This is a genomic window from Fischerella major NIES-592 (assembly GCF_001904645.1).
Classification (GTDB): Bacteria; Cyanobacteriota; Cyanobacteriia; order Cyanobacteriales; family Nostocaceae; genus Fischerella; species Fischerella thermalis.
Map to the genome: position 1 here is coordinate 70,901 of NZ_MRCA01000015.1, position 23,725 is coordinate 94,625.

At 41.9% G+C, this 23,725-nt stretch carries 13 protein-coding genes and 1 pseudogene; 7 read left to right on the forward strand and 7 right to left on the reverse strand.

Features of this window, described 5'->3' with window-relative positions; all coding sequences use genetic code 11:
* Positions 1 to 366 precede the first annotated feature (366 nt).
* Positions 367 to 1,359, forward strand: coding sequence for a phenylalanine--tRNA ligase subunit alpha (pheS, locus tag NIES592_RS20395; RefSeq protein ID WP_009459940.1), 993 nt, complete (start codon positions 367 to 369; stop codon positions 1,357 to 1,359).
* A 105-nt stretch (positions 1,360 to 1,464) separates the two neighbouring features.
* On the opposite strand, the gene NIES592_RS20400 is transcribed toward pheS, so the two are convergent.
* The 3 genes from NIES592_RS20400 to NIES592_RS20410 form a co-directional block, all read right to left on the reverse strand.
* On the reverse strand, positions 1,465 to 2,928 hold the full coding sequence (locus tag NIES592_RS20400; RefSeq protein ID WP_073556729.1) for a RecQ family ATP-dependent DNA helicase: 1,464 nt from the start codon (positions 2,926 to 2,928) through the stop codon (positions 1,465 to 1,467).
* 235 nt (positions 2,929 to 3,163) lie between these two features.
* On the reverse strand, positions 3,164 to 5,086 hold the full coding sequence (locus tag NIES592_RS20405) for an ArnT family glycosyltransferase (RefSeq protein ID WP_073556730.1): 1,923 nt from the start codon (positions 5,084 to 5,086) through the stop codon (positions 3,164 to 3,166).
* Between the two features lie 138 nt (positions 5,087 to 5,224).
* Entirely contained in the window at positions 5,225 to 5,776 is a 552-nt protein-coding gene (locus tag NIES592_RS20410; protein WP_062249953.1) for a hypothetical protein, read from the reverse strand.
* 510 nt (positions 5,777 to 6,286) lie between these two features.
* On the opposite strand from NIES592_RS20410, the gene NIES592_RS20415 reads away from it, so the two are divergent.
* A complete protein-coding gene (locus NIES592_RS20415; protein WP_062249955.1) occupies positions 6,287 to 6,619 on the forward strand; it encodes a DUF565 domain-containing protein in 333 nt (110 codons plus the stop codon).
* Between the two features lie 215 nt (positions 6,620 to 6,834).
* Positions 6,835 to 7,728, forward strand: coding sequence for a glycerate kinase (locus NIES592_RS20420; protein ID WP_073556731.1), 894 nt, complete (start codon positions 6,835 to 6,837; stop codon positions 7,726 to 7,728).
* A gap of 128 nt (positions 7,729 to 7,856) precedes the next feature.
* On the opposite strand, the gene NIES592_RS20425 is transcribed toward NIES592_RS20420, so the two are convergent.
* Positions 7,857 to 11,231, reverse strand: coding sequence for an ATP-binding response regulator (locus NIES592_RS20425; RefSeq protein ID WP_073556732.1), 3,375 nt, complete (start codon positions 11,229 to 11,231; stop codon positions 7,857 to 7,859).
* A 1,277-nt stretch (positions 11,232 to 12,508) separates the two neighbouring features.
* Here NIES592_RS20425 and NIES592_RS20430 point away from each other — a divergent pair.
* The 4 genes and pseudogenes from NIES592_RS20430 to NIES592_RS20445 form a co-directional block, all read left to right on the forward strand.
* Positions 12,509 to 12,832 (forward strand): annotated as a pseudogene (locus NIES592_RS20430) (circadian clock protein KaiA); the annotation flags it as partial.
* Between the two features lie 467 nt (positions 12,833 to 13,299).
* On the forward strand, positions 13,300 to 13,620 hold the full coding sequence (gene kaiB, locus NIES592_RS20435) for a circadian clock protein KaiB (RefSeq protein ID WP_009459932.1): 321 nt from the start codon (positions 13,300 to 13,302) through the stop codon (positions 13,618 to 13,620).
* An 83-nt stretch (positions 13,621 to 13,703) separates the two neighbouring features.
* Entirely contained in the window at positions 13,704 to 15,272 is a 1,569-nt protein-coding gene (gene kaiC / locus NIES592_RS20440; protein WP_062249961.1) for a circadian clock protein KaiC, read from the forward strand.
* Positions 15,273 to 15,337: 65 nt separating this feature from the next.
* Complete coding sequence (locus NIES592_RS20445; protein WP_073556734.1) at positions 15,338 to 17,545, forward strand: TolC family protein; 2,208 nt, start codon at positions 15,338 to 15,340, stop codon at positions 17,543 to 17,545.
* Positions 17,546 to 17,738: 193 nt separating this feature from the next.
* Here the strand turns inward: NIES592_RS20445 and NIES592_RS20450 are convergent, their stop codons facing one another.
* The 3 genes from NIES592_RS20450 to NIES592_RS20460 form a co-directional block, all read right to left on the reverse strand.
* Positions 17,739 to 20,003, reverse strand: a complete 2,265-nt coding sequence (locus NIES592_RS20450) for a hybrid sensor histidine kinase/response regulator (protein ID WP_073556735.1) — start codon at positions 20,001 to 20,003, stop codon at positions 17,739 to 17,741.
* Positions 20,004 to 20,371: 368 nt separating this feature from the next.
* A complete protein-coding gene (locus NIES592_RS20455) occupies positions 20,372 to 20,797 on the reverse strand; it encodes a response regulator (protein WP_039990977.1) in 426 nt (141 codons plus the stop codon).
* 23 nt (positions 20,798 to 20,820) lie between these two features.
* Positions 20,821 to 23,439: a PAS domain-containing protein gene (locus NIES592_RS20460; RefSeq protein WP_073556736.1), complete on the reverse strand. Its 2,619-nt coding sequence runs from the start codon at positions 23,437 to 23,439 to the stop codon at positions 20,821 to 20,823.
* Positions 23,440 to 23,725: the final 286 nt, after the last annotated feature.

Consider the following 23,725-nt stretch of genomic DNA (forward strand, 5'->3'; position numbering starts at 1 on the left):
GTCTTTGGTTAATTGTCAATGTCATAAGTCACAAGATGTGAAAAAAGGGATTGGGAATCGGGATCGGGAATTGGGGAGACAAGAGGGACAAGGAAGAATTTCTCCTTTGTCCCCAACTCCCCGTTTCCTAATATCGCTTCTAAACTGGTAGTAGCAGGTTGCGTTATAACCGTTGCCTTTGATGCACAATTGACTTATTAATTAATTTGATTAGTCTTTTGTCATTTGTCATTAGTCCCAAGTTAATGACCAATGACCAAAGAAAGGATGAAGGCTGAAGGATAAAGGATTAAGTATAAAAAATTTTCATCCTTCATACTTCACACGTCATACTTTAGATGACCAATGACTGTTGATTATTAACTAATGACAAGTAATTTAGAGACTCAACTTTTGGCACTGCAAGAGGAAGGAGAAAAAGCGATCGCAGCTGCCACTACCTTGGAAACTCTTGAGGAATTAAGAGTCAAGTACCTGGGCAAAAAAGGTAGTTTATCAGTGCTTCTGGGCGGTATGGGTAAACTCCCAACAGAGGAACGACCAAAAATTGGTGCGATCGCTAATACAGTTAAAGAAGCACTGCAAACAAGCCTTGACCAGCAACGCACGGCCCTGGAAGCAGCTCAAATTCAAGCACAGCTGGAGGCGGAAACTTTAGACGTCACAATGCCGGGAATTTACCGCCCTCAAGGTCGAGTCCATCCGATCAACGGTATGATTGATCGGGCGCTGGATATTTTTGTTGGTATGGGCTACACGGTGGCTTCTGGTCCAGAAATGGAAACAGACTACTACAACTTCCAGGCCCTAAATACCCCGCCTGACCACCCGGCCCGCGATATGCAGGATACTTTCTACTTGCCAGATGGTAACTTGCTACGGACTCATACCTCATCGGTACAAATTCGTTACATGGAAGCCGAGGAACCCCCTATCCGCATTGTTGCACCAGGAAGGGTCTATCGAAGAGATAACGTGGATGCTACTCACGCGGCAGTGTTTCATCAAATTGAACTTTTGGCAATTGATGAGGGACTAACTTTCACCGATCTCAAAGGCACAATCAAAGTATTTTTAAATCAGATGTTTGGAGATTTGCCTATCCGCTTCCGTGCCAGTTATTTCCCATTTACAGAACCATCTGCGGAAGTTGACTTACAGTGGAATGGACGCTGGTTAGAAGTGATGGGCTGCGGTATGGTCGATCCAAATGTGTTGAAAGCGGTAGGATACGACCCAGAAGTTTATACTGGTTTTGCTGCTGGTTTTGGTGTAGAACGCTTTGCTATGGTGCTGCATCAACTGGATGATATTCGTCGTGTGTATACTAGCGATTTGCGCTTTTTGCAGCAGTTTTAAAATCGTTATTTGTCATTGGTCATTTGTCATTGGTCATTTGTTTAAGTAATGATCAAATGTACGGGCGAAGCCTTTAGGTGATAATTGATTGGTTTTGTGGAAAGATTACTCATCAAATGCTTTGCCCCTACGACAATTATCACAATGACCACAACGCCAATTTTCACCCTTTTGATGAAAACCAAAGGCGTTTAACAAAAACTGCCAACGGCACTGCTTGGTAGTAAGATATTTATTCATCTGCTTGGCGGCGTGCAATTGACTTACAGGCTGACTTTTCTTACTAGACACAATGGTGTAGTGAAAAGGGTCAAGCCAGTTGAGTTGACCAGTACTGTGCAACAGAGAAAGAGCAATAGCAGCATCAGGAGATTGTCGTGTAACTGCGTTTATTTCCCCTGTTTTTGGTAGTTTTTTGATTAATTGCTGTGCTTGTTGCTGTTGCGATCGCATTTTATCCTCAAAAAACTTCTGCCTTTGCTTGTCTTCTGGATCTAACCAACCCGTAGGTTCACTTACCAAAGTTAATGTCTGTGCTGGTTTACCATCTCGTCCGGCGCGTCCAATTTCCTGTACATACTCTGATAAAAACAAAGGTGCGTGAAAGTGAACCACCCAACGGACATCTGATTTGTTTATCCCCATACCAAAAGCAGAAGTACAGACAACAAATGGTATTTTCCCTTGTATCCAAGCAGTTTCAATTATGCGGCGTTCTTCTGCACTCAGTCCTGCATGGTAACTGGCTGTCACATAACCCATCTGTTGCAGCCATGCAGCTATATTCTCGCTATCTCGCCTGCTGCGAACATAGACTAATCCCGCTGTTTGTTGTTTTTCTCTGATAAATTTGAATAATTGTTGCTTTCTGTCCCTTGGAGTCCAAACTAATTGGACTCTTGGGTTAAGATTAGGGCGATAGGGGTCTAAAAGAAAGACTGCTGGTTGGTTTAGTTGTAAAGTTTCTTGGATGATTTTTTGGGCTAGAGGATCGGCAGTGGCAGTGAAAGCGGCTAGCGTTATTTTTGTTCCTACTGGTTTTGATTTCAACAATGCTGGCCGCACTGCCCCAATTCTTCGATAGGCGGGTCTAAAAGTGTCTCCCCATTGCACTAAACAATGTGCCTCATCTAATATCAAGCCGTTAATTGTAAGTTGTGGCTGGCATAATATTTGCCATACTGGGGGGCTAAATAAAGTTTCTGGCGATAGATATAATAATCTCAACTTTTGTTGTTCTAAAGCTTGCAGAATTTTTCGTCGTTGCCAAGATGGCAATTCGCTATGTAAAAGTGCAGCGCTTAACTTGTGTTGGCGTAGTTCTTGAACTTGATTTTCCATCAGCGCTACTAGAGGTGAAACTACCAATGTTAACCCTGTTTGTAACAAGGCTGGCAACTGAAAGCAAATAGATTTTCCGCCACCAGTAGGCATGATAATTAGTGCATCATTTTTTGCCAATAAACTGCGAATAATTTCTCCCTGTGGCGAACGAAAATCTTTGTAACCCCAAATTTCTTGAAATGCAACCAAAACGTCATTCCAGGATATTTTTGCAGAGTTATTCATGAGCAGCAGCGGATGTATTTAAATTTGAATATATCCTCTACTGAAAGATTACTGGCTCAGTAATTTTATATATTTTAGTGATCGCTTCAAGTTACGTATGCTTGTTATTACCCTTCAATCCCCCTATAACGGCAGGACTGTTTCATTCTCGCAGGAAAAATGGCTGAATTAGGGTCAAACCCCATAAAGACTCTCTAGTAGGAGTACTGGAAATACCTTTATCAAGAGCAACAATTTACTTATTCAAAAACACTCTAATTAATTGATAAGCGCCACTTTTTCCTAAAGTTTGATAGCTATTTGATTGTAAACCCATTTCTGGAAACTTTTTCGGTTGAGCTAAAACTAAAATTGAATCAGATTGTGTTTTATTCACAGCCTCCTTTCTCACATAATCGCCCGCGGCTGCACTCATTTTTATATAGTTTACAGGACGTTGGCTATAAAAAACAACAGTGGGTTTTTGGAAGCCAACCATGACTAATTCTTCACCTGGTTTTTGGACTTGGACTGCGATCGCTGACAATTCTCTTAAAGGTAACTGACGTTCTTGATCTATCAAAAATAAGGCTGGAGTCAGGACAAAAATTAAAGACAGCGTAAATGCCAACAAATTCACACCAATCAACAGACGCCAACGGCGACGCAGCATTACCACTGCCAATACCACTGCACACACTAACCAGATTGCGCTTCCCAACTTTGTCAAACCTGACTGTTGCAGCATTTGGCGAAATTGTGGTGCAGCCGGATCAGCACCTAACAACCGGGGTACGTAAAATAGTGCTACTGCGATCGCTGATACAAATATTACGTTGACCCAGCCAGTCCAGAGGAGGGAGGAAGGGAGAGGGGGAGTGGGGGAAGTAATGTAGAGACGCGCCATGGCGCGTCTGGGAGTGTGAGAAGTAAGGATATCTGTTTGTTTGCTTAACCTATGCTCTTTGAGTAAATCACTCCACAAAAGTCCTACTAGGATTGCTGCTGCTGGCATTAAGGGTAGGACATAGCTAGGAAGTTTGGTAACGGCAATGGTAAAAAAGCCGAAGATGCTCACAAACCAGAAAAAGGCAAATAAACCAAGTTGTTGCGATCGCTCTTGAGAACACCAATAGTTGCGCTGCCAAAATTTCAGCCTTGCCATTGATAGCGGCAAGTACACTGAGTATGGAGCAAAACCCAGTAATACTACCAGAAAGTAAAAATACCAGGGAGCTGTATGACCATTGACTACTTCTGTGAAGCGCTCAATATTGTGGTAGCCAAAAAACGAGTTAATGTAATTCCAGCCATTGCGCCAAGTCACCAGCACGTACCAAGGCAGTGATAAGACCAAAATAATTAGCATACCTAGCAAGAGGCGCATTTCTCGCATCACCTCTCGGAATTTGCCCAGATAAAGCAAAAACGCGCTGATAATTAGCCCTGGTAAAACAATACCCACCGGTCCTTTAGTCAAAATTGCACCAGCAATTAGTACGTAGCAGGCGAGATACCATTTCTTGGGGAGGTGGGGATTAGGGACAGTGGGGGGAGTATGGGGAGTGTGATATTCTCCGTGTCCTCCTTGTTCTCTGTCCCCGATCTGTGATCCCTCCTGACTTGCGTATCCCAAAAAAAAGCACAACAATGCTGATCCTATGCAGCCAGTGAGCAGCATATCCGAGACACCTGTTCTTCCCCAAACAATCATTTCGGGATTTAGTGCCATTACAGCTGCTACTACGCCAGCAGTTAACCAGCGCCTAGAAGGGCGAAAAACTTGTTCCAAAGCATCTTGTTTTGCCAGTTGCCATTGCACAGTATAAAAACCCAAGCTAATGACAGCCATTGCCGCGATCGCACTTGGCAGACGTACAGCCCACTCATTCACACCAAAAATACTGTATGCGATCGCTTGACACCAGTAAATCAAAGCAGGTTTATCAAAGCGAGTTTTGCCGTTGAAAAACGGCGTGATCCAATCACCTGTTGTGTACATTTGGCGGGAAGCTTCAGCAAACAAAGGCTCGGTTTCATCTATCAGCCCAATACTGCCCAAATGCCAAAAAAATGCGATCCCACCAACCAAAATCAACCACAAAGTTGACAGTGCGATCACAAAGGCTGGACGTTTGCCAATCCTAGTTAACAACTGGTCAAGTGCGCGAATTGTCATTGAGTCACAAGTCAATAGTCAATAGTCAATAGTCAATGGTATAGTGTCACTAGTCAATAGTCGTTTAACTGTGATTTTTTGTTCTTTGTTCTCAAAACAAATATTAACCACTAATCACTAACTACTAACAATTAACTACTAATCAAGAATCAACTCCCATTCTTGCTTTTGTGGGTTCCACACAGGAGTGGGAGTTTCGCCAACCACGTAAGGTCCCCAGTAGCGACGGGATCCATCCTGTGCAAAGGCAACTAAAATATCTCCCTTTTCAATTTTGATAGTACCGTTGGGTAGGGATAAAATCAGGCCCTTTTCACTACCTTCTCCTGGGGCAAAATCCCAATGCGCTGGAACTGCATAGCTTTGTTCAGACTTACTTTTAACTCCCGCTTTGCGTGCTAGTAAAGCAAGGCGGACTGGCTGTTCGGTTTGATTACTCATGCGTAAAATTCCCTGGCCTGTTGCTTTGACCGTCGAGCCTTGATGATATGTAAATAAAGATTTTGTAGGTGTCGCTACGGAAGTATTTAAAGTAGAAGCGATCGCACTTTCTGAGTTAGTATTTGCAGGAGATTCAGAGGGTTGATCTGCCTCAAAGGATACTTTAACTTCATAGCACCCTACAGGCAACAACAGCAATCCCAAGCAGGCAGCTGTGAGAACAGCATTACGGTAGATTGGCGATTTCATATTGATAATTATTACAAATAAGTATTTTTTTCTAGGCTCGTTTAAGATACTAGCCCACTGTCAACAGTGATAATTGATTCAGTGAACATCAAAACTATGTCACCGATCACAAATAACTAGTAACTGGTGCAATTGCCGACACTGGCTTTTTGAGAATTCGGGGGCAAGATGTATAATTTATGTCATCATGAGCATCAATATCGAAGGAAGTTAGGAAAAAATTCCTTGACGCTTCATTTCTTCGCCGTAGCTCAAGATGATGATATTATGTATTAATTTTTGTATTCACCCTAAACCCAAAACAACTTCAAATAATATCCACACAACTTTATGCTAAACCTAATATCTTCAAGATGGAAATATCTCATCAAATTTTGCTCAAAGTCTTTCTCAGGCTAGGTATGGGAGTATAAGAGTATAGCAGTGTAAATATCAAACAAAAACACTTTTCTTACATTCCTACCCTCTTAAACACTGAGTATTTTTACTGTTTTAAGTACTATCTCTATCATGCAAAATACTCGTCTCAATAACTTATTCAATGTACTTACTAGGCGTTTAGCAGAATGGATTCTCAACCCTTGGCGACGCATATCTATATTAATAATCAGTTTTTTACTCGGTTTTTTTCTTGGAAGCGCAGTAGCAACTACCGCTGGACAAACAGCAGAATGGGATATTGTAGTAGCTGGAACTTTAGTGTTGGCAACAGAAATTGCCAATAGGATATTTTACAATCGCAGTGTTTTGGCACGACAAGTCTTTTGGGTGCAAGCAATCAACTACCTGAAAGTTGGTCTCACCTATAGCTTATTTTTGGAAGCATTTAAGCTGGGATCTTGAGGAGTGTGGAGAGATGGGGTGATGGGGTGATGGGGAGAGTGTGTAGACGCGCTCATAGGCTTCCAGTAAGGGTGGAGTGTGAGGGGTAGAGGAATTATTATTAACCACAAACTACTAACTACTATTGTACAGACGCGAGGAACATCGCGTCTCTACCCACTAACTACTAACCACTAACTACTAACTACTAACCACTAACCACTAACAAATGACCAATGACAAATGACTTGTTCAAATCTATCTATCTTGATGTGCTGGAATTTTGCCAAACTCATCTCCAGATGCAGCCGCAAGCTGTGTCGGAGGTTTTGTACAATGTGTGGCTACCTCTAGCTAAAAGGCTGGTATCCCATCGACAGCAACTAAATCGTCCGCTGATTCAAGGTATTTTGGGAGGACAAGGGACAGGTAAGACTACTTTGTGTCGGGTATTGGCTTTGATTATTGGGTATTTGGGATATAATACCCTAAGTTTATCTCTGGATGACCTATACAAAACCTATCGCGATCGCCAAATTCTGAAACAGCATGATCCCCGATTAATTTGGCGTGGTCCACCAGGAACTCATGATGTTGAGTTAGGCTTAACTGTACTAGACAAAATTCGTAGCTGTGAATTGCCAGTGTCAGTGCCTCGCTTTGATAAGTCAGCATACAATGGTGCTGGTGATAGAACTACTCCAGAAATTGTCACAAATGCAGACATTGTATTATTTGAGGGTTGGTTTGTTGGTGTACGTCCAATTGATCCCAGTGCATTTGATCACCCACCGTCGCCGATTTTGACTCCCGAAGATCAAGCTTTTGCCCGTGATATCAATGATAAACTGCGTGATTATCTGCCACTGTGGGAAAGATTAGATAGCTTAATTGTGCTGTATCCTACAGATTATCGATTTTCGTTGGAATGGCGTCAACAAGCTGAAAGGCAAATGATTGCTCTTGGCAAGCCGGGCATGACAGAATCAGAAATTGAGCAATTTGTCAAGTACTTTTGGTGTTCTCTTCACCCAGAATTATTTATCAAACCCTTAATTGAATCTTCAACACTAGTTGATTTAGTAATTGAAATTAACTCCGATCACAGTTTTGGTAAAATCTTGAGTTAGTCCATTTGTCATTTGTTATTGGTTAGTAGTTAGTGGTTGTAGAGACGTGCCATGGCACGTCTGTACAGTGGTTAGTAGTTAGTAGTCAGAACCTCCCCATCACCTCATCTCCCCGATCCCTAATTACTCTATTCATTTGTTGCTAAAGCTTGATTAATATGATTAAGCAAATCTTCCATTGATATTGATCGAGGCAAAACTTGGGTGGCGATCGCACCCACAGCATTGTCTAAGGAATGTTCCTGAGCAAGATCAGGATTTAATTGCTGATCTAGTACCAAAACGGGCGGCAATTTTACAGGTAACTCCCCTAGTACTTTCAGGGCTGAGTATACTTCTTTTTTTAGACTAGATTCTTCTAAGCAAATTAGCAACAAATCAACGCTTTCGTGGCGGAGTTGTTGTAGCAATTCTTCCCAGGATCTACCGATTGTCGCTTTCAGTCCGGCTGTATGCAAATACTGAATTAATGCTTGGAACCACTCGGAACCACGAGAGATAGTTAGAGGTTTCAAGCCTTGCTGGGGAAAATCTGGGGCTTGAGAGTCTTTGTCTAAACTTTTCCTACTAGAATGCTTGCGTTTTGCATCTGGCAAATCTGGTAATCCTGCCAATTCCACTACTAAGATACAGGGAGGACAGGATATACCAACTGCTATTTGCAAAACTGATAATAAAGCATCTATTTTTTTACTATTATCGCTGTTGTTTGTGGGCGATCGCATTAAACAAGGAAACACGGACAAACCAGGTATTTGAGAAGCTATCTGTGTGGTTTTCACATCACAAGTAACCAAGGGTAGAGTTGCCAAGCGAGGAAACTTACTCAGTTTTTGTAGATAAGCTGCTGCTGCTGGTACTTCTGCATCCAATAAAACCACATCAAACTGCCACACTCTCGCTAGCAATTCTGCCTGTTCAATATCATCTACTTCAATGATCCGATGTTGGAGTAGGAGGGGATACAAATCAAGAGTGTCTCTTTCAGGATGGACTAATCTGAGAATTCGCAGTGGGGTATGAACTTGAGTTGCTTTAGCTTCTTTGTTGTGCGGTTTTTTCTGGGAAATTGTATACAAACTTTCCAATAGCGGTGCTAAAAATTGAGGTTCCACTGGTAAACTCAAAAAACCATCAGCACGATTGGCAAATGCTTGTTCTTTCTCCGCCGCCGTTGCTGTCACAATTACAGGGATATGGCGAGTTGTAGCATCGGATTTGAGTAAAGTTAGCACATCCCAACCGGAAAGCAGAGGTAGTAAGGGATTGAGAAATACAGCTTTGGGTTGCAAACGCCGGGCTTTTTCTACAGCTTCACATCCTGAACGCGCAATTACTACTCGATAACCTAAGCCTGTAAGTTGTTCGGTTAAATCTTCAATATACCGAGCAACTGCTTCTACTACCAATACTAGTTGTTGGGAAGAACTGGAGTGATGAACTGTAGATGTCTGTTTTTGCCTTTGTGGTTCTTGCAGGTTCGGGGTGAGGTTGTAGTAAGGTGGTACGGTGATGGGGTAGGGTGAAATCTTTCTCCCCATCATCTTTTTCCCCATTTCCTCGTTTCCTAATCTTCCCACTTCTTTCGGGGGACTCGGTGGTAATAACAAAGTAAACTGACTGCCTTTACCTTCACGAGATAAAAAGCTAACATCACCACCGTGGAGACGAGCAAGGGCTCTGGTTAAGACTAAACCTAGTCCTGTACCTTCAAATTGGCGGGTAAGGGGATGTTCTAATTGTTGGAATTTCTGAAAGATCAGATGCTGTTGATGTTCGGGAATGCCAATTCCTGTATCCCATACCGTAAATGTGATCCAACCTTCCCAACGACTGACTCGCAGTCCGATTTCTCCTCCTGTTTCGGTGAATTTGAAGGCATTGGATAGCAGGTGTACTAACATTTGACGCAGGCGAAACTCATCTGCGACAATTTCTTCTAAACCTGGTTCTATAAAAAGACTGAATTTGTGTTCTTCTCCACCAGTCTGAGGATGAGAAGAGACCATGGTTTTACGACTTTGGGCGTGGATAGCTTTTGCTTCACTGATAGCGCGATCGCACACTGTACGAATATTAACAATTGCTAGCATCAGTTCCATTTGCCCCGTTTCCATGCGGGTCAAATCCAAAATATTATTGACTACACTCATCAAATGCCGTCCACTTTGATGAATTAGTCCAGCATAACGCGCTTGCCGCTCGTTGAGTTCTCCTAATTGTTGATCTACCAACAATCGCGATAATCCCAAAACCGCGGTTAGGGGAGTTTTTAACTCATGACTAATACAGGCTAAAAATTCATCTTTTAACCGATTTAGTTGCATTAGATCGGCATTTTTTGCTGCTAGCTCTTTACAAAGTTGCTGTTGTTCAGTGACATCTGTGGCTAACATCAACCACAAATCTGAGTTAACTGCTGTATCTGAACCGGGATTTTTAACTTTTAGTTCTGGACTATCTAAAGGAATTTTGGCAAATTGCCAGACTCTTTCTTGACCATTTTGTACTTCTACAACGCAGGTACAAGTTCCATGTCGGCTATCTAAAAAACAGTGATTGACCTTAGAAGATAGTTGTGTCGGTTGTTCTAATGATGTGGGTAATTCTGAATACTGGCTTGTAGCCGTTGGTAGCAGTACTTCACTGCTAGTTGACATATCGTCTTGAATTAGAGTTTTCGCGGCTACGGGCTGAGGTTGATAATGATGAGTATGATTAGTAATGCTGCTATTAGATAAGCCTTGGTGAGTACGATTTTCCAGGTTTTTGAGTGTTGCGGGATTCAGGATTGCTTCTACTTGTTGTCTAACTCCTTCTGGATCTTTTAAAACTCCTAATTGCTGCCACCATGCTGGGTTTTGGGTTACAATTTTGCCTGTGTTAGTTTGCAGCATTAAAGGCCAGGGTAGTCTTTCTAACAGTTGAATTAAAGGATGATTGGGCGATGGTGAAGCTCCGAGTGTTGCCTGTTTTTCTTCTTTTGTAGGCTTAGCAACCACGGGTGTTTTGCGGCGACGAGATTTGGCTTTTTTGGTAGTATTTTCGATTTGTGGTTGAGTTTGCGTTCTTTGCCGAACCACAAATTGCAGTAACCTTGAGCTATCTATTAACCCTAAAAATTTGCCTTCAGAGTCAATTAATGCCCAATCTCGGTTAATATTATTTTTATTCTGTTGCGATCGCAACAAATAACTAAATTCCTCGACACCCCAGTCTGAGGGTAAATTTTGTATTGGTTGTATCAAACTTGCTCCCCAGCTTGTCAATGTTTGTTCTAAATCAAAAGACCCTGCTTGATTACTATTTACTTGATTTGCTACCAAAATTTCTGGTAGCAAATGGGCAGAATAAATTACCCCAACAGGGTTTTGCTGCTCATTCAAAACTACTAGGCGATCGCACTGCTCTGTCTCAAAACTTGCCAACACAACCTTGAGAGTTGCTGTTCTTGAGCAGATGGGTACAGTGCTGATGAATTCGTAGAGCGGGTACTTTAACATTGACATAAGCTTTCGAGTATAATCCTCTCGGTGCGGAAACATCTAGCATCACCAAGTAGCTAACCTGGTGCTGTTTGCGCTCCCAGCCATATCTCACTTTGCCATTCGCGGTTATCAGGCGATTCAGGTTACGGGTTGAAAAACTCACCCTTACACCTGCTTCTCAAAGAGCTTTGGAAACCAGAAATTCAACCCTCCAAGAGTTTGGGTGGGCGATGGCGTTTGACTTTGCTCTTTTTCGGTTTGATACTAACCTAGCCTACTAACCTGTAAGCCAAGTACATTTACAGGGGTTTTAAAATAAGGAATTTAGTGAAATGCAGTGCAGCAGGGTGAGAAATAATACAAAAGCTTCTGGCATTAGTGTTATTTCTTATAGCCTAGTTGCCGACCACATATCTACCTTTTCCTCCTCAGCAGTTTGTATTAGCGATAACCACCGCTCAGAATTTAGCCTCCTGTTGCCAGTTGTGCTGCTAGTGTTAAAAAGCCTCTTTAGATAGCAACAACTAAAACAATTATGGCTCTAAAGATTCGCTTTAGAACCTTTAGGAATTATAATGATTTAGAATGCGACGAACATTGAACTTAGTTTAAGTATCTTATCTAAGGAGTAAAACTAGAGAATCTGTATTTGGTTAGAGATGAAGGACAAGAGGCGAACATCAGCCGAGTTAGCATGAGACTAAATCTGTGCCAATTTATGTCTGCTGCGCCCATAAATAAAAATGTCTAATCGCAAGCATTGACGACTTATTTCCTCTTCACTCATCCCCTCCTCAAATACAGTTCAAGTGCCTGCTTGAAATAGCATTTGTAACAGTTGTTAATAAGACTGTACAATTTGTTAAGAACCAAAATTTAGGTAACTTTACAAAATAACCATGCAGCTGATGTGACTGTAATATTGTTCGCCAAATTACAAGTTCTACTTATTTACTTAGTATGCTCTTTGTTCACCGTCATTTTTCTTTAAACAGAAGTTAGCAACGTTATAAGGAAAGTTAAACATTGATCAACTTAAAAAGCATATTTATGCCTATGGTTTTGAACTATAAATTCAGCTTTAAGGTCAATTTATATTGTAATCACAATTAGCTCAATGGGAATATGTAACACTGGTGACTTGACAAATAATAAATATTGTTATCAAACAACTACCACTAAAAAATCTTGAAAAATCTCATCCTTGACTGAAGAAGTAGTTGCGTTCAAAAGTAAAAATCAAAAATCAAAGGAATATTTCACATGTGAATAGATGTCAGCAGCCAGAACAGCAAAGTTTTTTTCAGCAAATGACAAAAGCCGAACAACAGGCGTTTTTACAGGAACTCAAATCAGACTACCGCCAGATTCTTATAGATTACTTTACCACAGACAAAACACTGAAGGAAAAAATTGATAAATTTATCAATGCAGTATTTTGTGCTAATATTCCTGTGCCGCAAATTATAGAAATTCATATGGAACTCATTGATGAATTTTCCAAACAGCTAAAATTAGAAGGACGGAGTGACGAAACGTTACTAGACTATCGCTTGACGTTGATTGATATCCTTGCTCACTTGTGTGAACTTTATCGGCGATCGCTTCTCAAATAAGTAAGTATATGGCAGATGGTGGATGGAGAAAAACTGAACCTATCTAGTTTATGAGCATAAGCATTTTGCGTTTAATTCAGGACTTACGCACACTCTACGAATTATTGGCGTTCTTGGCGTCTTGGCGGTTCGATCAATTAAGCTTTTTGGCAACTTTTGCGTAAGTCCTATAATTATGTCTACCTGCTTAAAATTGAGAGAAGGCTTGCAGATGGCTGGCATAATTACAGTTGAAGCGCAGAGTCGACCAGTAACGCTACACAGAATTAAAAGTAAAAAATTAAAACAACCAAGTTTGGGATGAGATCTCCATCTCCATTGCGTTGTACTAGTATAGGGAAGCAGAAGGCACAAAGCCCAAATTAAGTCAAAGTTAAGCTTGTTGTCTTTGAGCCGTAGGTTCACCGTCGTGATCAGCTAGCACACATAGCAGCTGTCTTTACTTTATTATCCCTGACTCTAGCCTTATGAATAAAATAAAAAAGACTTATGTTCTCAAGTTGTACGTGGCAGGGAATACGGCCAATTCAGTCATGGCACTAAGAACACTTAAAAATATATTAGAACAAGAATTTAAAGGAGTTTATACTCTCAAAGTCATAGACGTACTCAAAAACCCACAATTGGCAGAAGAAGATAAAATATTAGCCACACCAACATTATCTAAAATATTGCCCCCACCAGTTCGGAAAATTATTGGTGATTTATCAGACAGAGAAAGAGTATTGATTGGTTTAGACTTACTTTATGAAGAGTTAACAGAAGACGAACAATTCCAAACAGAATAGATATATAAATAGATAAAACTAAGTCTCAACATTTATTAATATAATAACTGGGTTGATTTCCCATTTGTTAAGTATAAAAAAAGATGAGAGAAAAAGACCAACCAGAGAAAAACAATGCACCTCTATTTGGTGGTGTAGAAAAAATTCGTACGATGATAGAGGGGTTTGACGACATTAGTCATGGTGGATTACCTGTAGGGAGAACTACTCTGGTCAGCGGTACCTCTGGAACTGGCAAAACTTTATTTTCTCTCCAGTTTCTTGTCAACGGTATTAGCTATTTTGAAGAACCAGGGGTGTTCGTCACTTTTGAAGAATCGCCCTATGATATCATAAAAAACGCACATATTTTTGGTTGGGATTTGCAAGGCTTAATCAACGATGGGAAGTTATTTATCTTGGATGCTTCTCCTGACCCAGAAGGACAAGATATTGTTGGTAACTTTGACCTTTCAGCATTGATCGAACGCTTGCAATATGCCATCCGCAAATATAAAGCCAAAAGAGTAGTGATCGACTCCATCACAGCCGTATTTCAGCAATATGAGGCTGTTGGAGTCATAAGGCGTGAAATTTTCCGTTTGGTCGCCCGACTCAAACAACTTAATGTTACCACTATCATCACCACAGAACGTACAGAGGAATATGGACCAGTTGCTTGTTTTGGGGTAGAAGAATTTGTTTCCGACAACGTAGTAATTGTCCGCAACGTCTTGGAAGGGGAACGTCGTCGTCGTACCGTCGAAATTTTGAAATTGCGTGGTACAACACACATGAAAGGCGAATATCCTTTCACAATTACGAATGAAGGAGTCAATATTTTCCCACTTGGGGCAATGCGTTTAACTCAAAGGTCTTCCAACGTACGGGTATCTTCTGGGGTTAAAACCTTAGATGATATGTGTGGCGGTGGTTTCTTTAAAGATTCAATCATCTTAGCAACAGGAGCAACAGGAACAGGTAAGACATTATTAGTCAGCAAATTTATTCAAAATGGCTGCCAAAATGGCGAACGGGCAATATTATTTGCCTATGAAGAATCGCGCGCTCAACTCTCACGTAACGCCTCATCTTGGGGCATAGAGTTTGAGGATTTAGAACGTCAAGGTTTGCTAAAAATAATTTGTACCTATCCTGAATCAACTGGCTTAGAAGACCACTTACAAATTATTAAGTCAGAAATTGCTGATTTTAAACCTTCTCGAATTGCCATTGATTCGCTCTCAGCATTGGCGCGGGGTGTAAGTAATAATGCATTTCGACAATTTGTAATTGGTGTCACGGGTTACGCCAAGCAAGAAGAAATCACAGGCTTTTTTACTAATACAACCGATCAATTTATGGGTTCGCATTCGATTACCGACTCCCATATTTCCACAATTACTGACACCATCTTGATGTTGCAGTATGTAGAAATTCGTGGAGAAATGGCACGGGCAATCAATGTATTTAAAATGCGCGGTTCTTGGCACGATAAGGGTATTCGTGAATACAATATCACAGCAGATGGGCCGGAAATTAAAGATTCTTTCCGCAATTATGAAAGAATTGTCAGCGGAGCGCCGACTCGCGTTAGTATCGATGAAAAAGCTGAACTGTCTCGCATTGTCAAGAGTTTTCAAGACAAAGACAGCAGTGATGCTTCCAGTTAGCCTCGTGTTATATTCTGTGTGAAAAAACGGTATGAAGCCGCCTTATTTTTGTGTGAGGGGATGCGGTGAAAGGACAGATTATATTCTATAGTTTCTTACCTGGTGTAACAGCAGCAGTATTAACCACTCAACCAACTTGGGCGCAGCAGGTTGTTAACCCCAGTATTTCTACTCCTGTAGAGGGTGGAGATTTAGTAGCAGAAAATACTAATTCTGTAACTAATTTGCCGACCACCATCAAACCAGTAGCACTAGGGGAACTGAAGACACTTAACACGCAACGGTTTGCAACTCAAGATGTTAACAAAATAGCTACTAAAACAGTTGCTCTACCAATAGGAAAAATTTCTTTTCAGGACGTGCCAAGTGTTTTCAGCTTAGCAGCAAATCCGTACCAAACCCAGCCAATAGATAGCAATCAACTTGCTTCTACGATCTTTGATAGCAACTTGCAGCCAGAAATTATGCAAGTCGCTTCCTTTGAAGATGGTACTCAGTATGGATGGCAAAGTCCTACTAAAACTGAAGTTGGCTTAGAGAAAAACTCTGTGCAGCAGACTACATCATCTTCTCAAGTCAGGCAAAAGCTGCGTGAAGTCATGATTAGGAGAAACTCAACTCTAGAAACATTGCCAATAGAGACAACTGATGCGATCGCGACTCAGCAATCACCTAAGTCTTCAGTCACACCAGTACCATTAAAACAAAATCCTGATTTACAAGCCTCAGCTTTTTTAAAAAATGTCGCTAGAGGTTCAGGTTCGGCAAAGCTATTGGAAACCAAGAATTGTTCACCAGATACGACTAGTTGTTCTCCACAAAATTATCCTCAGCAACTAGTATCGCAAGCAGTTTCTCCGACACCGACAGCACCAACAATCAACAACCAACAAAAACAAACAACACCTCCACCTGATTACCTCAACCCCGACAAAAGCAACCCCTTGCTCTTTCCTACCAGACCAGAGGAAGTCAGACAAAGGGGAACCCAGCCAATTACCCTAGAACAAGCTGTAGAGCTAGCACAACGCAATAATACACAACTACAAATAGCTTTACTAGAACTAGAAAGAGCTAAAGCTGCTTTGCGAGAGGCTCAAGCAGCTTTATTTCCCACTGTTGACTTGAGTGCTGGTATTACCCGTCAGCAATCTGCTCAAAGTCAACTCTCCTCAGAAATACGACAACAACAAGAAGAGGGTTTACCACCAGAACTTCGTAGTGAATCCACCGATGAACCGAGTACATCCTTTAGTGGTCAAGCACAACTTATTTATAATATCTATACATCAGGCAGACGCTCAGCCAACATAGGAGCCGCTGAGGAACAGTTACGCTTCCAAGAATTGAATGTGGCAAATCAATCTGAGGAAATTCGCCTCAATGTTGCCCAAAATTACTACAATCTGCAAGAAGCAGACGAAAACGTACGCATTCGTCAGTCTGCTGTGAGAAATGCTGAGGTGACTTTGCGTGATGCCCAAGCTCTAGAAAGAGCGGGTGTAGGTACTCAGTTTGACGTACTGCGAGCGCAGGTAACTTTGGCCAATGCTCAACAACAACTGAGTCAAGCATTGTCTCAGCAAAGAATCGCCCGCAGTCAGTTAGCCACTACATTAAATATTCCAGATGCCCTGAGTGTCAATGCCGCAGACCCTGTCAGATTGGCAGGTCTTTGGAATTTGCCACTAGAAGACACTATTATACTAGCTTATCAAAACCGCCCGGAATTGCAACAACAGTTAGCACAACGTAATCTTAGCGAACAGAGACGGCGTTTAGCACTGGCAGATTTGGGACCACAAATCAGCTTAGTTGCTAGTTATAACTTGTTAGATCAGTTTGATGATAGTATTAGCCTTACCGATGGTTATTCGCTAGGAGTGCAAGCCACTCTCAATTTATACGATGGGGGAGCAGCCAGAGCCAGAGCTGATCAGCAAAGAGCTAATATTAGGATTGCTGAAACTCAGTTTAACGATACACGCAATCAAATCCGCTTCCAGGTAGAGCAAGCCTATTCGGAATTAAGAGCCAATTTAGACCGAGTGAACACCGCTAATATTGCTTTAGAACAAGCCAGAGAATCTTTGCGCTTGGCGCGTTTACGATTCCAAGCAGGTGTGGGAACTCAAACAGATGTAATTGCAGCTGAGGATGATCTGACAGAAGCAGAAGGCAACGTTGTCAGCGCCATTTTGTCTTACAATCGCGCTCTGGCTAGTTTGCAAAGATCTGTAACTGCCAGAGGATTAAGTAGAATTGCTCAGTAGGCAAGGATTATTGGGGAATTGGGGATGGGGAGGTGGGGGAGTGTGTAGACACGCTTTGCGCGGCTTCCCGTAAGGGTGGAGTGTGTAGACGCGTAGCGGCTTCCCGTAAGGGTGGAGTGTGAGGGGTGTGAAGGGTGTGAGGGGTGTGATATTTCCCGTGTCTTCCGTGTCCCTAATCCCCGACCCCTTGCAATTAACCATTCAGAACCTTTTGTAAAGTCAGTAATAATTCTTTGACAGTGTAAGGTTTTGATAGAAATCCGCTGATATTGGTAGTTGATGCTTCCGCTAACTTACTGCTAGAGGCTAGTCCGCTAGTAGCAACAATTTTGACTGACGGATTGATTTTTTGTAAGGTACGAATAGCTGTTAAACCGTCTAGAGACGGTAGCATGATATCCATGAGAACAGCACTAATTTTGTCCCGATTCTGGGCATATAATGCGATCGCTTCAATACCATCACTAGCCACTAAGGTTTTGTAGTTATGAGTTTCTAGTGATGCTCTTGTAATCTCTTGAATCGCAGGTTCATCATCTACTACCAAAATCAATTCTCCTTTACCTGCTAGCGGTTCTAACTGTGGTGTTGACTCTATTTGTATTCCCTGTGCTGCTGGCAAATAAACCTTAAATTGAGTACCACGCCCTACTTCACTATAGACATTGACAAAACCACCATGGCTTTTGACAATACCAATAACTGTGGAAAGTCCCAAACCCGTACCTTTGCCTAATTCTTTGGTCGTGAAAAATGGTTCAAAAATTCTCTCGACGATTTCTCTGGGAATACCAACACCAGTATCTGCCACAGTAACCACAGTGTAAGGGCCGACTTTGGCGTCCAAGTTCATGCGAGCATAGTTTTCATCAATCAAGAGATTTTCTGCTGAAATCGTCAAACTCCCACCATCAGGCATAGCATCACGGGCGTTGACACAAAGATTCATCAACACTTGATGTAGTTGTGTGCTGTCTCCATAAACTGTCCATAAATCTGGCGCTACATCTATACACACTTCAATGGATCTGGGGAAAGTTTGTTTGATAATCTTGACAACTTCCCGGATTAAGTGCTTGACTTGCAGAGTCATGCGCTTACCTTCCACACCCCGGGCAAAAGACAAAACTTGCTTGACTAAATCAGCACCACGTCTAGCACTGTCTTCGAGTATTTCTAGCAGATGTTCATGTTCGGAATAAATATTAGGGAATTTCAGTGGTAACAGTTGAGATACAGCCAGAATCGGTGTGAGAATATTGTTGAGATCGTGGGCAATACCACTGGCCAAAGTACCGATACTTTCTAGACGTTGGGCACGAAATAATTGTGTTTCTAGCTGTTTTTTCTCAGTAATGTCTGTATCAACAGTGAGAATAGATTTTGGTGTACCGTCTTCTTGACAAACTAAACTCCAGCGACTGGAAACTAAAACTTTCTTACCACTTTTGGTAACTCTAGGTAGTTCCCCCTGCCATTTACCTTGATTAATCACTGTCAAAAGTGCTATTTCCACTTCCTCTGGGGGTTCATCATCATATAAAAGTTCCACAACTTTTTTGCCGTAAGCTTCCTGTACCAGCCAGCCGTAAAGATTTTCCGCGCCTTTGTTCCACAAAATAACGCGATTATCTAAATCTCGGACAAAAATTGCATCTGTAGTTACATCCAACAGTGCAGCTTGTTCGCGGATTTTTTCTTCCGCAAGTTTGCGATCGCTGATGTCGATACTGGCACAAGTTACCCCAATAACTTCTTGTGCTTCATTTCGCAATGGTTCTACTGTCAAATCAAAATATCGTATTCCCTGTGCAGTAGTTATTGATACTTCTTTTCTGATTCCTATTCCCGTTGACAGGACACGTTGTTTAATGTCAAAAACTAGTTGGGCATCAGCCGCAGCAGTTAGGTCTAAATCTCGTTTGCCTAAAATTTCTTCGTTAATAAAACCCGGTGAAGTATTGTAAACCCAGGTATAACGTAATTCTTTATCTTGGTTGAAAACAACAATGGGGGAGTTTTTGAGTGCGACTCGAAATCTTTCCTCACTTTGACGCAATGCTTCTTCAATTCTTTGTCTTTCAATGGCGTAGCGCATACAACGCACTAATAAATCACCACTTACCTGTCCTTTAACCAGATAATCCTGCGCTCCCTCCTGCATAGCTCTAAGAGCCAAATTCTCATCATCTAAACCAGTCAGCACAATGATCGGAATAGCTGGTGCTTGGCGGTGTAAAGTAATAAAAGTTTCCAAACCTTGACTATCTGGCAAAGAAAGATCGAGTAAAATGACATCAAAGCTTTCTTGATTGAGCAACTTCAGTGTCCTGTCTAATCGCTCAACAGGCATCAATTCAAACTGTGCAGTAGTGACATCCCACAAAAATTCTTGCAACAGACGGACATCACCGGGATTGTCTTCTACCAACAATACTTTGATTGGTTGTTCTGGCATTCTTAGTCATTTATCATTGGTTGTTTGTTGATTGTTAGTGGTTAGTGGTTGGTGGTTAGTGGTTGGTTATTAGTTGTTTAATACTTAACTCCACCCTTACGGGAAGCCGCTACGCGTCTACACACCTCTCACACTCCACCCTTACGGGAAGCCCTCCGGGTACTCTTCGAGAAGCCGGGCGAAGCCCGTCTACGGGGGTTCGCAATCGTGACGGAAAGCGGAGCCAGTGCGGTGGTGAGACAGCGCGGTCTTGGGGGTTTCCCCCATGAGCGACTGTCGAAAGGGTCTCCCGGCATAAAGCACCTGGCGTCCAAGACTGCGACCCCCTCACCGCTACCGCGTCTACACATCCACCTCCCCACCTCTCCCTACTCCGGCGGCAGCTTGACAATAGTAAACCAGAAGTTCTCTATAGATTGTACAATTTTGACAAATTGGTCAAAGTCAACTGGCTTTGTAATATAGCAGTTAGCGGAGAGATTATAGACCTTGAGAACATCTTCTTCTGCTTGAGAAGTTGTTAGCACGACTACGGGAATTCGCTTCAGTTTTTCATCTGCTTTAATTTCTGCTAATACTTCCCTGCCATCTTTTTTCGGTAGATTTAAATCTAGCAAAACAATATCTGGGTGAGGAACATTAGCATATTTGCCTTCTCTACGTAGAAACGCGATCGCTTCTACGCCATCTTCAACTATATTTAAGTTTACAGAGATTTTGCTATCTTCTAAGGCAATTTTGGTCAACTCTACATCACCGGGATTGTCTTCTATTAACAAAATCTCAATAGGCATAACATCTATTAAAGTATTTACATTCACGATGCCCTACCTATCCTATCTGGAATTGTGAAATAGAAGGTGCTGCCTTGACCTAACTGTGATTCAACCCAGATACGTCCACCGTGGCGTTCCACAATTTTTTTACAAATTGCCAAGCCAATACCAGTACCAGGATAATTGCCACGGGTGTGCAAACGTTGAAAAATAATAAAAATGCGATCGCAATACTGCTCTTCGATACCAATTCCATTATCACGCACCCAGAAGAGCCATTCAGGTTGGGAAGTGTGAGGGGTGTGTAGACGCGTAGCGGCTTCCCGTAAGGGTGGAGTGTGAGGGGTGTGAGGAGAATTTACTCCCCCTACTCTCTCTACTATCTTCGCCACGCCAATATGAATCTGCGGGGGCTGTTCGCTGCGGAATTTGATGGCATTACTAATCAGGTTCTGGAATACTTGTACCATTTGGGTACTGTCTGCGATGAGTTGGGGTAGAGGTTCGTCGTGGGTGATGACTGCATGGGTTTCGGTAATGGCGACTTTGAGGTTGGCAAGCGCCTGGCGCAAAACAGTATGACAATCAACCACACCAAAAGGCTGTCCACGGGTGCTGACACGGGAGAAGCTCAACAAATCATTAATTAAGGTTTGCATCCGCCTCGCCCCGTCTACAGCATAGGTGATAAATTCATCAGCTTTGCTATCAAGTTTGCTTTTATACTTTCTCTCTAAAAGTTGCAAATAACTCGTTACCATCCGCAATGGTTCTTGTAAATCATGGGAAGCAACGTAGGCAAACTGTTCTAATTCTGCATTGGAACGAGCCAATTCTTCACGTCGGTGTCTTTCTTGTTCCAATAATTGCGCTTTGGCTAAGGCAATGCCAATCTGAGTTGCCAGCTGTTGTAATAGTTCGATTTCCCAACTACTCCAATTTCTAGGACGGATACATTGCTGAGCAATTAGTAAACCCCAAAGTGTTTCTCTGACAATAATTGGTACAATTATGTGACCTTTAACACCAATATTTTCTAGGAATTCACGGTGGCAAGGATGGATATTTTCTGTTTTGACATCGGGAATAACATTAACCCTACCTTGGCGATAAGCTTCTTGGTAATGTTCTAGAAAACAGGAATCAAAGAGTTTTCTCCCTAAAATTGAGCTACAACCATTGATGAGTGCTTCTTGCACCACTGTTCCGGAACCATCACTCCACAGTTGAAAGATAATGACTCGGTCAGTGTGCAGTAGTTTTTGGATTTCTGTAACAGTAGTTTGCAGAATTTCTTCTGTTTGTAGAGACTGGCGAATTTTCAGGGCAATTTCAGCTAAAAGTTGCGATCGCTGATTTTGCTGTTTTAATTCTTCTTCTGTGCGTTTGCGTTCCGAGATATCACTGAGTACTCCTACCATCCGCAGCGAACGACCATTGTGATCTCGAATGACTTTACCTCTGATTAAAAACCAGTTGTAACTACCATCCACACGCCGTAATCGCAATTCCATTTGATAAGGCTGATTGAGTTCTAGATGTTGGCAAAGTAACTCAGCAAATTGCTCTCGATCTTCAGGGTGTACTAATTGATAAAGAGATTCATAGAAGTGTCTTTTGCCTGTGTTTGGTAAACCCAAGAACTCATAAAATCGCTTTGACCAAAAGCAGGTGTTCTGGATAATATCCCAATCCCAGATAGCATCATTAGTCGCATCGATCACCAACTGTAATCGTTGTTCACTTTGGCGCAAGGCTTCTTCTGCTTGCTTGCGTTCGGTGATGTCCAAAGTGACACCAATCATCCGCATCGGTGTACCATCAGTTTCATAGATGCCACGCCCCCGTGCTAATATCCAATGAACGCTGCGATCTGGCCAAATACACCGATACTCTGCTTCATAATCAATTTGTTGTTCTAGAGCTTGCTTGACAGAATCCCTTACATAATTGCGATCATCTGGGTGGATGCAGTCAAACAGCATTTTATAGGAAAAATCTATTTTGGGGGGTAAACCAAAGTTGGCTTTGCACTGATTGGATGCAAACAGTTCCCCGGTTTTTAAATCTACCTGCCAAGAACCTAGTTTACCAGCTTGTAATGCCAGCTTGAGGCGTTGTTCGTTTTCCCGTAGTGCTGCTTCTACATGTTGGCAATCCCTTAATGTTGTGTTGGTGGATTGCCTTTGTATTAAGAGCATCGCTTGCTGAGCCAAAATTTGCAAAGCTTTTACCTGTTCGGCGTTGAGTTGTCGGGGTTGATGATCCATCACGCACAGAGTAGCGATCGCATATCCTTCAGGTGTTACCAAAGGTACACCGGCGTAAAATCTCACATCGTAAGGCGTTGCTGTAATTGGGTTTTCTGCCCATACTTGATCTGCCAAGCTATCAGAAACGATGAAAACATCTCTTTGCTGAATGCAGATAGGACACATCCCAACATGGTATGGTAGTTCAGTGACATCCCAACCAACTTTTGCTTTGATCCACTGCCGATTTTCATCAATGAAATTGATACAGGCGATCGGCGTACCACAGATCAGGACTGCTAACTGCACAAGATGATCAAAAGCAGTTTCGCTGACAGTATCAAGTATTTGGTAGTGATGCAGGGCTGCTAATCTTGCCCTTTCCTGAATATTTGGTAGAGCTTTCATGAATATGGGTGAAGCAAATTAATCTTCCAGCTTCAGAATCGTAAAACCCAAAATTATTAAATATCTTGACTGCTTAATATTTACAAATTAAATGCACTATAAATTTATTATTTTTTAAAATAGTAAATTATTTCTGTAAAACTCATTTTTCACAGGAGTTTTTTAAGATTTTTGTAAAAAAGCTCAATATAAGTAGTCGTGCAAAATAAATTATCTAGTTGGCAGAGACACTATTGCAACAGGCACTCTTGTAATATTTCTGAAATACGGCGATTTCAGTCGTTTT